Source organism: Rhizobium sp. 862_C5_N1_2, from assembly GCF_051811205.1.
Classification (GTDB): Bacteria; Pseudomonadota; Alphaproteobacteria; order Rhizobiales; family Rhizobiaceae; genus Rhizobium; species Rhizobium leguminosarum.
In genome coordinates this window covers 1,740,576-1,753,412 of sequence record NZ_JBPWPT010000001.1, presented here as the reverse complement: position 1 = coordinate 1,753,412, position 12,837 = coordinate 1,740,576, and the positions used below count along the sequence as shown (strand labels likewise).

The window sequence follows — 12,837 nt, the reverse complement described above, 5'->3', positions numbered from 1 at the left end:
ACCATAGTGAATTTTATGATACAGTTTTATGACGGGCGAGAGCTCGTCGCCTACTTGCAAACCTCGGCCTTGCGGTCGAGCAGCTCCAGCTTGGCGAGCTTGCCGGTCAGGACGAAATCGCCGTAATCCATCGTCAGGTCGCGGGTGATGCCGTTCTCATAGAGCTTGAAAGACATGCGGTAGACCGGCAAAGCATCGGATTTCGCATTCTCGTTGAAATAGGCGATCGTCACCGGCCAGAAGGCCGTCTTCGAGAAGGCGCCGGCATTGCCGGCATCGGCTTCCTCGGCGATCGGCGTCTCCTGCTTGCCGACGATCGTCGTCGTCGCCAGCGACTTGTCGCCGTCATCGGAACCGTCGAAGACGCGCGCCTCGAAGAAGCGCTTGCCGTCCTTGGCGTGCTGGATCACATCGAGCATATGTTCAGTGGGAAAACGGCTTTCAGCAAGCTGCAGTTCACGGTTCGCCGGCTGCTTGAGATCGACCTTGACACCATCCGGCTGGTCCTGCGCCGCCCCGTTGACCTCCTTGTCGAGCTGCTCGTCGGTGAAGGATTTGGTGTCGAAGGTGAACTTGCCGTCCTTCAGGTTCTCGAAGGTCTTCGTCTGCTGGTCGCTGACACGCACGCTGTCGCCGGTGTCGATCTGTGTCACGAAGCGGAAATTGGTGGTGAAGCCCTGGCAATAGCTGCCGTCGAACTCATAGACCATACGACCATACATGCCGGCGATGCCAGAGCGGTCCGAGGCGTCCTTCAGTTCCAGATCGTAGACCGCGCGATGTGCGACGAGGCCGGTCGCGATCGCAGCGCTAACCGCGGGCGCAGCCGCCCATGCATTGGCGGAAACGCTGGCGAGAAGCAGAGCGACAAGACTCGATCGGAACATTCATTAACTCCTGTTGGACTCGGTCGCGATGTTATAAGAACGCTTTCGGCCAAATCGAGGCTCGAAACTGTCATATTAAAGATTCTAGTCTTGATGCATAATTTTTGAAGAATTGACAACAAAAGCGGAGACGAAAATGTCCGATGAAATTGCAGCGCGCCTGATTGAGATGGGGATAACCCTGCCCCAAGCCGCAGCACCTGCTGCAAATTACGTTCCCTATGTGATCAGCGGCAATCTTCTCTACATCTCCGGCCAGCTGCCGCTCGAAGGCGGCAAGGTCACTGTCTCGGGCCATCTCGGCAAGACCGTCGACGTTGCAACGGGCCAGCGCGGCGCAGAACTCTGCGCCATCAACATCCTTGCCCAGGCAAAGGCGGCACTTGGCGGCGATCTCGGCCGTATCCGGCGCGTCATCAAGCTGAACGGCTTCGTCGCCTCGGCGCCCGACTTCGTCGAGCAGCATCTCGTCATCAACGGCGCTTCGAACCTGATTGCCGGCGTGCTTGGCGAAGCCGGCAAACATGCGCGTGCCGCTGTCGGCATGGCGGCCTTGCCGCTGAATGCCGCCGTCGAGATAGACGCTATCATGGAAATCGCAGAATGACCAATGTTGCCTGGATCAGGGACCTGCCGGTCGCCCATCGCGGCTATCACGATCTCAACACGCATGTCTGGGAAAACACGCCTTCCGCCTTCTCGCGCGCCGTCGAAGCGGGGTTTGCGATCGAATGCGACCTGCACTACGCCTCCGACGGCGTACCGGTCATCTTTCATGACGAGGACCTGCAGCGCCTGTGCAACCTACACGGCGACATCCGCGAGCGCACCTCCCGGGAACTCGGACTGATCGCCATTGGCGGCACCAGCGACAAGGTGCCGACGCTGCGCCAGCTCCTCGATCTCGTCAAGGGCAAGGTGCCGCTGGTGCTAGAACTCAAGGGGCGGGAGGCCGATGACGAAGGTTTCGCCGAAGCCGTGCTCGAGGTGCTCGAAGGCTATGAGGGCAAGGTGGCGCTGATGAGTTTTGACCACTGGCTGCTGCGCGATCTGAAGGCGCTTGGCGCACCCTACCCGCTCGGGCTGACGGCCGACGGCAACACGCCGGAGGCGTTCAAGACGCATGCGAAGGCGATGGAGATCGGTCTCGATTTCATCTCCTATCATTATGGCGATCTGCCGAACGCCTTTATCACCAGCGAACGCGAAAAGGGCATTCCTGTCATCACCTGGACGGTGCGTGACGAAGCGGCGCGCCGGCTTACATTCGCAAACGCAGACCAGATGACATTCGAAGGCTTCGATCCGCGTGTGGCTGCTTGACGCTCGCTTTTTGGCCAAGATCATGCGCAGACTGAGACAGAGCCGAAACCATCCTCCCACAGGCTTCGCATTTGTCCGATGACTGACGAACTATCCATTCGCGTCGAACGCTCCTTCACCGCGATTTCCCCGGAGAGCTGGGCCAAGCTTTCCGGAGCGTCGAAGACCTGCGCTACGATTGCCTACAACCCTTTCGTTTCACACGCTTTTCTATCGTCGCTGGAGGAATCCGGCTCGGCCGACGCAGAGACGGGATGGCTCGGGCACCATCTGCTGCTCGAGACCGATCGCGGCGAGTTGATCGGTGCCCTGCCCGGCTATCTCAAGAACCACAGCCAGGGCGAATATGTCTTCGACCATGGCTGGGCCGACGCCTTCGAACGGGCCGGCGGGCGTTATTATCCCAAACTTCAGTGCTCGATCCCGTTCACGCCGGCGACAGGCCCGCGTCTTCTTGTCGCCGAGGGGCTGCAGCGATTGCCGATCCAGAGCGCGATCGCCGAAAGCCTGAAGGAGGTCGTACGGCGGCTCGGCATCTCCTCGGCCCACATCACCTTCGTGCCGGACGAAGAGATCGGCGTCTTCGAGATGGACGGCTATCTGCACCGCACCGATCAGCAGTTCCATTTCATCAATGACGGCTATGCCAATCACGAGGAATTTCTCGAAACGCTTGCCTCGCGCAAACGCAAGGCGTTGCGCAAGGAGCGCCGCGCCGCCCTCGAAAACGGTATCAGCATCGACTGGCTGACCGGCCGCGACCTGACGGAACGCATCTGGGACCAGTTCTTCAAATTCTATATGGATACTGGTGGGCGCAAGTGGGGCCGGCCCTACCTCACCCGTAAGTTCTACTCGCTGATTGGCGAGCGCATGGCCGACGACATCCTGCTCGTCATGGCCAAGCGCGACGGGCGCTATATCGCCGGCGCGATCAACTTCATCGGCGGCGATACGCTCTACGGCCGTCACTGGGGCTGCATCGAGGACCATCCCTTCCTGCATTTCGAGGTCTGCTATCACCAGGCGATCGACTTCGCCCTTTCGAAAGGGTTGAGAAGGGTCGAGGCCGGAGCGCAAGGCGAACACAAGCTCGCCCGCGGCTATCTGCCGGTGACGACGCATTCCGCCCATTATGTCGCTCATGCCGGCCTTCGCCGGGCGATCGGCGACTATCTCGCGCGCGAGCGCGCCGATGTCGAACAGATGAGCGAATTGCTGACCGAGCACAGTCCTTTCCGCAAGGGCGAACGTCTGCAGGAGGATTGACGCCGCCGCACCGGCCGCGCTACCCGCTCAACGACGCATATTCCTTAAATCGGAATCGATTTAAGGATAAAACTATGCAGAAATTCAAAGTGCTACAGCGTCCTTTGCGCGTTTGAAAAGACGCACGGCGCTGTGAAAAACGAGGAGATTTCGTGATGACCAGCCCGGCCGCTTATGACGACAACAACATCTTCGCCAAGATCCTCCGCGGCGAAATCCCCTCGCACCGGGTTTACGAGGACGAGCATACTATCGCCTTCATGGATGTGATGCCGCAGGCGCCGGGCCATGTGCTCGTCCTTCCCAAGGCGCCGTCCCGCAATCTCCTCGATGCCGATCCAGCCACCCTCACCCATGCGATATCAGTCGTCCAGAAGGTCGCCAATGCGGTCAAGGACGTCTTCGACGCCGATGGCGTGTTCATCGCCCAGTTCAACGAACCGGCCGCCGGGCAAACGGTGTTCCATCTGCATTTCCACGTCATCCCGCGGCATGAGGGCACGGCCCTCAAGCCGCATTCCGGCAAGATGGAGGACGGTGCCGTGCTTGCCGCCAATGCCGAAAAGATTAGGGCAGCGCTGGCGTAACCGGTCGCTGCCGATGCCTGAAAACGAAAAAGGCCGCTGAGAACGCGGCCTTTTCCAATTCGGTGACGGTATCTTACTTCTTGCGTGGAACCTTCGGAACCGCGCTTCCCTTCTTCGGGGCGTCGCGGACCTCAGGCTCGGCCTGCGGCACTGCTTTGGCGCGGGTCTTGCGGGCCGCCTTCGTCTTCAGCTCGCCGTCATCCCCATCATCGCCTTCGGGATGCACGACCTCGGCTTCGGGCTTCGGCTTGATCGGCGCCGTTTCCGAAATGGCTTCCAGCACGATGCCGGGCTTGCCATCTTCCTTCGGGCCGACGGTGACGTTGACGACGCCGCCCTTCTTCAGCTTGCCGAAGAGGATTTCGTTGGCGAGCGGCTTCTTGATCGTATCCTGAATGACGCGAGCAAGCGGGCGGGCGCCCATCTTCTCGTCGTAACCCTTTTCCGCCAGCCAGGCGATCGCATCCTCATGCAGGTCGAAGGTGACGTTCCTTTCGGAAAGCTGGGCCTCCAGCTGCATGATGAACTTCTGCACGACCTTATGGATGACGGCCGTCGGCAACGCCGCGAAAGGAATGATCGCGTCGAGACGGTTGCGGAATTCCGGCGTGAACAGGCGGGTGAGCGCCTCCTCGTCCTCGCCGGTGCGCTTGGACGAACCGAAGCCGATCGCCGCCTTGGCCATTTCGGACGCACCCGCATTGGTCGTCATGATCAGGATGACGTTGCGGAAGTCGATCTTCTTGCCGTTATGGTCGGTCAGCGTGCCGTGGTCCATGACCTGCAGCAGGATATTGTAGATGTCGGGATGCGCCTTCTCGATTTCGTCGAGCAGGACCACGCAATGCGGGTGCTGATCGACGCCATCTGTGAGAAGGCCGCCCTGGTCGAAGCCGACATAGCCGGGAGGCGCCCCGAGCAGACGCGAAACCGTGTGCCGCTCCATATATTCCGACATGTCGAAGCGCAGGAGTTCGACGCCGAGCGACGATGCCAGCTGCTTTGCCACCTCGGTCTTGCCGACGCCGGTCGGACCGGAGAAGACATAGGCGCCGATCGGCTTGTTCGGCTCGCGAAGACCGGCACGCGCCAGCTTGATCGAGGTCGAAAGGGCTTCGATCGCGATATCCTGGCCGTAGACCACCGAACGCAGTTCCTGCTCGAGATTGGCGAGCACGGCCTCGTCGTCCTTGGAGACGGTCTTTGGCGGAATGCGCGCCATCGTGGCGACCGTCGCCTCGATCTCCTTTTCGGTGATCAGCTTGCGGCGCTTGGACGGCGGCAGCAGCATCTGGGCCGCACCGGTTTCGTCGATCACGTCGATCGCCTTGTCGGGCAGCTTGCGGTCGGAGATGTAGCGGGCCGACAGTTCGACGGCCGACTTGATGGCGTCGTTCGAATAACGCAGGTGGTGATACTCTTCGAAATAGGGCTTCAAGCCCTTCATGATCTCGATCGCATCATCGATCGACGGCTCGCTGACGTCGATCTTCTGGAAACGACGGACCAGTGCCCGGTCCTTCTCGAAGAACTGGCGGTATTCCTTGTAGGTGGTCGAACCGATGCAGCGAATCGCGCCCGATGACAGGGCCGGCTTCAGGAGGTTCGACGCATCCATTGCGCCGCCCGAAGTGGCGCCGGCGCCGATCACCGTGTGGATCTCGTCGATGAAGAGCACAGCGCCCGGATATTCTTCCAGTTCCTTGACGACCTGCTTCAAGCGCTCCTCGAAATCGCCGCGGTAGCGCGTGCCGGCCAGAAGCGTGCCCATGTCGAGCGAGAAGATCGTCGCATCGGCGAGCGCTTCCGGGACCTTGCCTTCGACGATGCGCTTGGCAAGCCCTTCGGCGATCGCCGTCTTGCCGACGCCGGGATCACCGACATAGAGCGGATTGTTCTTCGAACGGCGGCACAGGATCTGGATCGTGCGGCTGACCTCGGCGTGACGGCCGATCAGCGGATCGATCTTACCGCCCTTGGCCTTCTCGTTGAGATTGACGCAATAGGCCTTGAGCGCATCCTGCTGCTTCTTGGGGCCGCCCTCTTCCTCGCCGCCGCGCGCCGTCGGCTTGCTGCTTTCGGCTTCGTCTTCGGCGCCGCGCGGGGGACGCGCTTCGGAAACGCCCGGGCGCTTGCCGATGCCGTGGGAGATGTAGTTGACGGCATCGTAGCGGGTCATCTCCTGCTCCTGCAGGAAATAAGCGGCGTGGCTCTCGCGCTCGGCGAAGATCGCGACGAGCACGTTGGCGCCGGTCACCTCTTCGCGACCGGACGATTGCACGTGGATGACGGCGCGCTGGATGACGCGCTGGAAGCCGGAGGTCGGCTTCGAATCCTCGTCATAACCGGTGATCAGGTTGGAAAGTTCGTTATCGACATATTCGACGAGCGTCTTGCGCAGCGCGTCGAGATCGACATTGCAGGCACCCATGACCGCGGCCGCATCGGCATCGTCGATCAGGGCAAGCAGCAGATGCTCGAGCGTCGCATATTCGTGGTGCCGCTCGTTGGCAAAGGTCAGTGCCTGATGGAGCGCCTTCTCTAAACTAGGCGAAAATGTTGGCACGTTCAGATCCTCACTTCTTTTCCATGACGCATTGCAGCGGATGCTGGTGCTGCCGGGCGAAGTCCATCACCTGGCTGACCTTCGTTTCCGCTACCTCGTATGTGAATATTCCGCATTCGCCGACGCCGTGGTTATGGACATGGAGCATGATGCGGGTGGCACTTTCACGATCCTTCTGAAAAAAACGCTCCAGAATATGGATGACGAATTCCATGGGAGTGTAGTCGTCATTCAAAAGCAGCACACGATAAAGATTGGGCTTCTTGGTCTTCGGCTTGGTGCGCGTGATGACCGAGGTTCGATTTGCGTTGTCCCCGTTCCTTTCGCTGTCGTTCTGCATCCGGATCGGCTTTGCGATCATTGTCATTTATTCCTCAAGCAATCCAGCGGAGCATGGGAGGGTGCTTTTCCCGCCGAATATCTGAAACACTAACTTAGTTCATAATAGGCTGATTTTAAGCCCCCTGTCAGACACTGCAATCAAGAAATGGCCGGCATGCACGGGAAAGACCAAAAAAGTCCTCGGCCGATCCCATGCGGGCGCTGCAGCGAAAGTGGAAACAAAAAGACCGGCTACAGATGCGTAGCCGGTCTTCTTTTTTCAATATGTAGCGCAGGTTGCGCCTTTTGAAATCAGTTCATGCAGCAGCAGGCGTCGCCGCCGACACCGACTTGGCGGTCTTGACGACGGCAGCGGCGATCGGCGCTTCATAGGGCTTGTAGGCTGATTTGGCGAGATCGGCATACATCTCACCGAGCTTCGTCGTCTCGGAGACGAAGCCTTCAAAATACGCCTTGACGTAGCTCGTCTGCAGCTCGAAGGCAGCCTCAAAGCTCTTGACGCCGGCCAGCGTTTCGAAATGCGTCACCGCGTCCTGAAAGGATTTCTTCGAATATTCAGTGGCTTCTGCGGCGATTGCCTGAAAGCCCTTGGTCGTGTCCGAATAGGTTTTCAGGGCCGTGTCGACGGCTTCCTTGCTCTTCTTGTTGGCGTCTTCAAAGTTGAACATGAGCCATCCTCCGTTGGGCTGTTGATGGCGGCAGGGTAGCTGCAATGCACAAATAGTCAAGTAGTCTTGTGCGCCGCAAAACATCCATGAGTTGCATTACAATTATATAACAAAGCCCGCGCGCCGGGGCACGTACGTCTTTAACTGATTTTGCTAAAATATATCAGAATGCCACAACCGGAAGTTTTGAAAAAATTCTCGTTCCGAATCGAAAAAACGAAAAAAGGACCGAACGGATCGCGCCGTTCGGTCCTTTTGAAGCTTTCGAGCGCGATCAGAGATCGACGTCGAGGATCGCCATCGAGAAGTTGTAGGAGCGGTCGCCGTCCTCGTCATCGATATAGACGACACCCAGAAATTCTTCGCCGAGATAGACTTCCGCAGAATCATCCTTGCGTGGACGCGCCTTGACGATCATCTGCGGATTGAACATGCGCTTGAAATAGGCGTCGAGCTTCTTGATTTCTTCTGGCTTCACTCTGTCATCTCCGTAAGCGGTCTTGATTGGCCGCTTCTTGCACAGGAAATGCAGCGGTGTAAAGGCAAGGTTGCCGTTTGCTCATGGCTCTCCCCGCTCGGATCCCGCCGACTTTTCCTATCCTTGTTTCCAACGGGCGCTCAGATATCGGCGCCGATCACCTGGTCCATATTGCGCGACGGCTCAGAACAACCGGCCTCACCAACGACCTTGGCCGGCACACCCGCGACTGTCTTTTTGGGCGGCACTGCCTTCAAGACGACGGAGCCGGCGGCGACGCGCGAGCAATAGCCGATCTCGATATTGCCGAGGATCTTGGCACCGGCGCCGATCATGACGCCGGAGCCGATCTTCGGATGGCGGTCGGCGCCCTCCTTGCCGGTACCGCCGAGTGTGACGCCGTGCAGGATCGAGACGTTGTCGCCGATGACGGCCGTCTCGCCAACGACGAGGCCGGTGGCGTGGTCGAGGAAGATGCCCTTGCCGATACGGGCGGCCGGATTGATGTCGGTCTGGAAGACGCTGGAGGAGCGGCTTTGCAGATAGAGCGCAAAATCGCGCCGGCCGCGGTTCAGCAGCCAATGGGCCAGACGATGTGTCTGCAGCGCATGGAAGCCCTTGAAATAAAGCACCGCCTCCATGAAGCGCAGGCATGCGGGATCGCGGTCATAGATCGCCTGGATATCGACGCGCAGGATGGAGCTCCAGTCAGGCCAGTCGAGGAGCATTTCCTCGAAGGTCTGGCGCAGCAGGTTCGCCTGCATGTCGGGGTGATCGAGACGTTCGCAGATGCGGTGGATGACGCATTCCTCGAGCGAATGGTAGTTGATCACCGTAGAATAGAGGAAGGCGGCGAGAACCGGGTCCCGTTCGGCGGCGAGACGGGCTTCCTCACGCAGGCTGTCCCAGATGGGATCCATCACCTTCAGCGGATGGCCTGTGTCAAAAGCACGAATGTCAGTCTTTGCGACCATCGCCGCTCTCCTCGCTGCCAGCCGGAATGCCGTTTTCGGAATGCCAATATATAGAGGAAAACGCCAATAACATAAATGGGTGCCGTCGCCATGGTTTTTTAGCATGGTTTTTCGGCATCACGATGTTGTTAGCGATGGGCGACCCTTGCATAGAAGGCCAGCACCGCCTGCTTGAAAACCCTGTCGCCGACGGCGAGCATATGATCGCGGCCCGGAATATCGAGCGCTTCGGCATTCTGCATCAGCGCCGCCAATTCCTGCGGCGAGCCGGCGATATCATCCTTCGTGCCGACGCCGATCAGCGTCGGCATGTCGAGCTTGGCCATATCAGAACGGGCGACGAGATCGCGCGAACCGCGGATGCAATCGGCAAGAGCGACCCGGTCGCTCTTCGTCTGCTCGGCGAAGGCGCGGAACATGCGGCCGCGGGCATGGGTCACCGCGTCCAGCGAGGGCGCCAGCAGCGCATCGGCGATCGGGTCCCAGTCGCCGACACCGTCGGTCATGCCGATGCCGAGGCCACCAAGAACCAGCGAACGGACGCGATGCGGATTGGCAAGTGCGGCAAATACGGAAATGCGCGCGCCCATCGAATAGCCCATGACATTGGCTTCTGGGATGCCCAGATGATCCAGCAAGGCGATCGCATCACCGGCCATGACCCATGGACGATAGGCTTCGGCATGGTGCGGCTTGTCGCTTGCCCCGTGGCCGCGATTGTCCATGGCGATCACCCGGTAGCCGGCATCGCCGAGCGTCTTCAGCCAGCCCGGATGGACCCAGTTGACGTTTGCAGTCGAGGCAAAGCCGTGGATCAACAACACCGGCACACCGGCCGGATCGCCCTCATCAAAGAAAGCGAGCTGCAATCCATCATGGGTGAAGCTTGAAAATGCGGGTGTATTCAGGTTCATCGGGCCTTCCTTTTTGGCGCGAACATAGTCGAGCGGCCTTTCATCGTGAAGCCAAAAACTGCGGCTAAAAACTGTGCCCGGCGTGGCTGTTTGGCTCTACACATTTGTGGCGAAGGCTTATAAGGTTCGCGCACATTTCAAAGCATTCGGAGAGCGACATGGCCGGCCACAACATTCCCCACTTCCAGAACGACGGCGGTCACCGCGTTATCGAAGTCGGTGTCAAGGAATTCATGTGCACCGGCGCTTCGGCTCCCTTCGATCATCCGCATATCTTCATCGACATGGGCGACGACAATGAGAAGGTCTGTTCCTACTGCTCGACGCTCTATCGCTTCAATTCCACGCTCAAGCCCAGCCAGACCAATCCGGCCGGCTGCGTTTTCCACGTGAAGGCGGCGTAGTCGGTCCAGATCCGGATCGGACGGACAATGCCGGTCGAACATGCCGCCATCATCGGCGCCGGGATATCAGGGCTGACAGTTGCCCTTGCGCTTTCGCGCCGGGGCATCAGTTCGGAGATCTTCGAGCAGGCGGGCGAACTCACGGACGTCGGCGCCGGATTACAGGTTTCGCCAAACGCTTCGCGCATCCTTGCCGAACTCGGTATCCTTGAAAGACTGTCAAAGGTCTGGCTCGAGCCCGACGCAATCCGGCTGATATCGGGCGGATCGCTGCGCCAGCTCGCGGTGGTGCCGGCCGGCAAATTCGCGCGAGAACGCTGGGGCGCTCCCTATGGCGTCCTGCATCGCACCACATTGCAGAAAGCCCTTTTGGCTGCGGTTACGGCCGATCCGCTCTGCCGGCTTCACCTTGGCGTGCGGATAGATTCGACCCTACCGTCTTTCGAGCGCGCGGCCGATGTTGTGATCGGCGCGGACGGCGTCTGGTCAAAGGTTCGGCAATCCATTCCGGGCAGCCCCTCGCCGCGCTTTTCCGGCAATATCGCCTACCGTTTTACGATTGCCGAAACTGAGGCGCCCGGCTTCCTCGACCGGGCAAGCGTTTCGGCTTTTCTCGGCGGTTCGGCGCATCTCGTCTGCTATCCGCTAAGGGAGACCGGCAGCTTCAACATGGTGGCGATCACCGCCGGCAATATTGCGCCGCAGGCCTGGCAAAGCGAGCCGACGGAAGAACAGCGGACGCAGCTGCGGGCGCGCCTTTCCGGCTGGAATGCCGCGATCGTCTCGCTGCTCGAAAAACACCGGAAGCTGACGTTCTGGCCGCTGTTCGAAACCACGACAGGCTCCTGGCAGGATGGCCGCGAGACGGTTCTGATCGGCGACGCCGCGCATGCGATGATGCCCTTTGCCGCCCAGGGAGCGGCGATGGCGATCGAAGACGCCTATGAACTCGCTGCGTTTCTTTCGAACCGCTCCGCGGCGGAAGCGCTGGCGCAGTTCGAAAGACATCGCGCGCCCCGCATCGCCAAGCTTCGCCAGCGCGGCGCCTTCAACCGGTTTGCCTATCATGCGAAAGGGCCGATCCGGATCGGCCGCGATCTCGTGCTCGGCCTCAAGCCACCGCTAAGCCTGGCGGCAGATCTCGACTGGATCTACGGCTATAGGGCTGTCGATCTGCCGTGAGGCGCTGCCAGCCACGACAAAGCGTGTCCGGTCAAACCGCGCTTGCCGCGGCAAAACCCCGTTCGATATCGGCCTTGAGGTCGGCCACGTCCTCGATGCCGATTTGCAGCCGAATGACCGGACCGTCCGTCGGCGCCTTGGCGACCTTGCGATCATTGAGATAGGCGTGCAAAGCGAGGCTTTCATAGCCGCCCCAGGAATAGCCAAGACCGAAAATCCTGAGAGCGTCGAGGAAGGCGTGCGCCTTTGCTCTGGACTTTTCGGGGCCGTCGGCGGCTAGCACGAAGGAAAAGATGCCGCTGGCGCCTTTGAAATCCCGCTTCCAGAGATGGTGCGAGGGGAAACTCGGCAGGGCCGGATGCAGCACGCGGGCGACGTCCTCCCTGCCCTCCAGCCATTCTGCGATATCAAGCGCGCTTTCATAGTGCCGCTCGAGGCGCAGGCCCATGGTGCGCAATCCACGCAGGATCTGATAGGCGTCATCGGGTGCGCCGCAGATGCCGAGCACACCGTTCGATTCCTTCAGCCGCTCCCAGTGTTCGGCATTGGCCGAAACCGTTCCGAGCAGAATATCGGAATGGCCGGACGGATATTTCGTCGATGCATGGATCGAGATGTCGACGCCGTGATCGAGCGGCCTGAAATAGAGCGGCGTCGCCCAGGTATTGTCCATCATGACGACGGCGCCGTGACGGTGCGCAACCGCAGAGATCGCCGGAATATCCTGCATTTCGAAGGTATTGGAGCCGGGAGCCTCGGTGTGAACGAGCTTGGTGTTCGGCCGGAACAGAGCCTCGATGCCGACGCCGACCGCCGGGTCGTAATATTCCACCTCGACACCGAGGCGGTTCAGCATCGTATCGCAGAAATGGCGCGTCGGGCCATAGACCGAATCGACCACCAGCGCATGATCGCCGGCAGCGACGAAACCCAGAAACGGAACGGTGACGGCCGCAAGGCCCGAGGGCACGAGGATCGTGCCGGCCGAGCCTTCGAGTGCGTCGATCGCCTCGCAGAGCGCATCCGTCGTCGGTGTGCCGCGCGTTCCGTAGGTGTATTTCTGCGTGCGTGTCTCCATCGCCCGCGCATTCGGAAACAACACCGTCGAGGCATGCACGACCGGCGGGTTGATGAAGCCGTGATAGTCGAAAGGGTCGTTGCCGATATGGGTCAGGCGGGTGTTGATGCCGGCATTCTGCAGCAAGCTGTCTTTGTCTTTCATGTCGGGAATAGCCTTTGGCGA

At 60.0% G+C, this 12,837-nt stretch carries 14 protein-coding genes; 6 read left to right on the top strand and 8 right to left on the bottom strand.

Features of this window, described 5'->3' with window-relative positions; translation table 11 throughout:
• Positions 1-50: 50 nt before the first annotated feature.
• A complete protein-coding gene (locus tag ACD590_RS08905; protein WP_018241886.1) occupies positions 51-887 on the bottom strand; it encodes a cell envelope integrity EipB family protein in 837 nt (278 codons plus the stop codon).
• Between the two features lie 136 nt (positions 888-1,023).
• On the opposite strand from ACD590_RS08905, the gene ACD590_RS08900 reads away from it, so the two are divergent.
• The 4 genes from ACD590_RS08900 to ACD590_RS08885 all read left to right on the top strand — a co-directional run bounded on the left by ACD590_RS08900 (position 1,024) and on the right by ACD590_RS08885 (position 4,066).
• The gene (locus ACD590_RS08900) at positions 1,024-1,494 is read left to right on the top strand and encodes a RidA family protein (protein WP_018241885.1); all 471 of its coding nucleotides are present in this window, start codon (positions 1,024-1,026) and stop codon (positions 1,492-1,494) included.
• Positions 1,491-2,210 carry a glycerophosphodiester phosphodiesterase gene (locus tag ACD590_RS08895; RefSeq protein ID WP_439002443.1) on the top strand — a complete coding sequence of 240 codons (720 nt, stop codon included), beginning with the start codon at positions 1,491-1,493 and terminating at the stop codon, positions 2,208-2,210. Before ACD590_RS08900 ends, ACD590_RS08895 begins: the two co-directional genes overlap by 4 nt.
• Before the next feature lie 78 nt (positions 2,211-2,288).
• Positions 2,289-3,479, top strand: a complete 1,191-nt coding sequence (locus ACD590_RS08890; protein WP_439002442.1) for a GNAT family N-acetyltransferase — start codon at positions 2,289-2,291, stop codon at positions 3,477-3,479.
• A 155-nt stretch (positions 3,480-3,634) separates the two neighbouring features.
• Positions 3,635-4,066, top strand: a complete 432-nt coding sequence (locus tag ACD590_RS08885; RefSeq protein WP_028732006.1) for an HIT family protein — start codon at positions 3,635-3,637, stop codon at positions 4,064-4,066.
• A 73-nt stretch (positions 4,067-4,139) separates the two neighbouring features.
• Here the strand turns inward: ACD590_RS08885 and clpA are convergent, their stop codons facing one another.
• From clpA to ACD590_RS08855, 6 genes are all read right to left on the bottom strand, one after another.
• A complete protein-coding gene (clpA, locus tag ACD590_RS08880; protein WP_018241881.1) occupies positions 4,140-6,632 on the bottom strand; it encodes an ATP-dependent Clp protease ATP-binding subunit ClpA in 2,493 nt (830 codons plus the stop codon).
• Positions 6,633-6,642: 10 nt separating this feature from the next.
• Positions 6,643-6,993: an ATP-dependent Clp protease adapter ClpS gene (gene clpS / locus ACD590_RS08875; RefSeq protein WP_017988219.1), complete on the bottom strand. Its 351-nt coding sequence runs from the start codon at positions 6,991-6,993 to the stop codon at positions 6,643-6,645.
• 277 nt (positions 6,994-7,270) lie between these two features.
• Entirely contained in the window at positions 7,271-7,642 is a 372-nt protein-coding gene (locus ACD590_RS08870; protein ID WP_047621678.1) for a phasin family protein, read from the bottom strand.
• Positions 7,643-7,916: 274 nt separating this feature from the next.
• Positions 7,917-8,120 carry a DUF3126 family protein gene (locus ACD590_RS08865; protein ID WP_003539277.1) on the bottom strand — a complete coding sequence of 68 codons (204 nt, stop codon included), beginning with the start codon at positions 8,118-8,120 and terminating at the stop codon, positions 7,917-7,919.
• A 140-nt stretch (positions 8,121-8,260) separates the two neighbouring features.
• Positions 8,261-9,094: a serine O-acetyltransferase gene (gene cysE / locus ACD590_RS08860; protein ID WP_003539276.1), complete on the bottom strand. Its 834-nt coding sequence runs from the start codon at positions 9,092-9,094 to the stop codon at positions 8,261-8,263.
• Positions 9,095-9,222: 128 nt separating this feature from the next.
• Positions 9,223-10,008, bottom strand: coding sequence for an alpha/beta fold hydrolase (locus tag ACD590_RS08855; protein WP_028732008.1), 786 nt, complete (start codon positions 10,006-10,008; stop codon positions 9,223-9,225).
• A gap of 158 nt (positions 10,009-10,166) precedes the next feature.
• Between ACD590_RS08855 and ACD590_RS08850 the strand changes: the two genes are divergently transcribed.
• Positions 10,167-10,412, top strand: a complete 246-nt coding sequence (locus ACD590_RS08850; RefSeq protein ID WP_018241878.1) for a zinc-finger domain-containing protein — start codon at positions 10,167-10,169, stop codon at positions 10,410-10,412.
• Positions 10,413-10,439: 27 nt separating this feature from the next.
• Positions 10,440-11,594 carry an FAD-dependent monooxygenase gene (locus ACD590_RS08845; protein WP_439002441.1) on the top strand — a complete coding sequence of 385 codons (1,155 nt, stop codon included), beginning with the start codon at positions 10,440-10,442 and terminating at the stop codon, positions 11,592-11,594.
• Positions 11,595-11,625: 31 nt separating this feature from the next.
• Here the strand turns inward: ACD590_RS08845 and ACD590_RS08840 are convergent, their stop codons facing one another.
• Positions 11,626-12,816, bottom strand: coding sequence for a cystathionine beta-lyase (locus tag ACD590_RS08840; protein WP_247264252.1), 1,191 nt, complete (start codon positions 12,814-12,816; stop codon positions 11,626-11,628).
• Between the last annotated feature and the right edge of the window lie 21 nt (positions 12,817-12,837).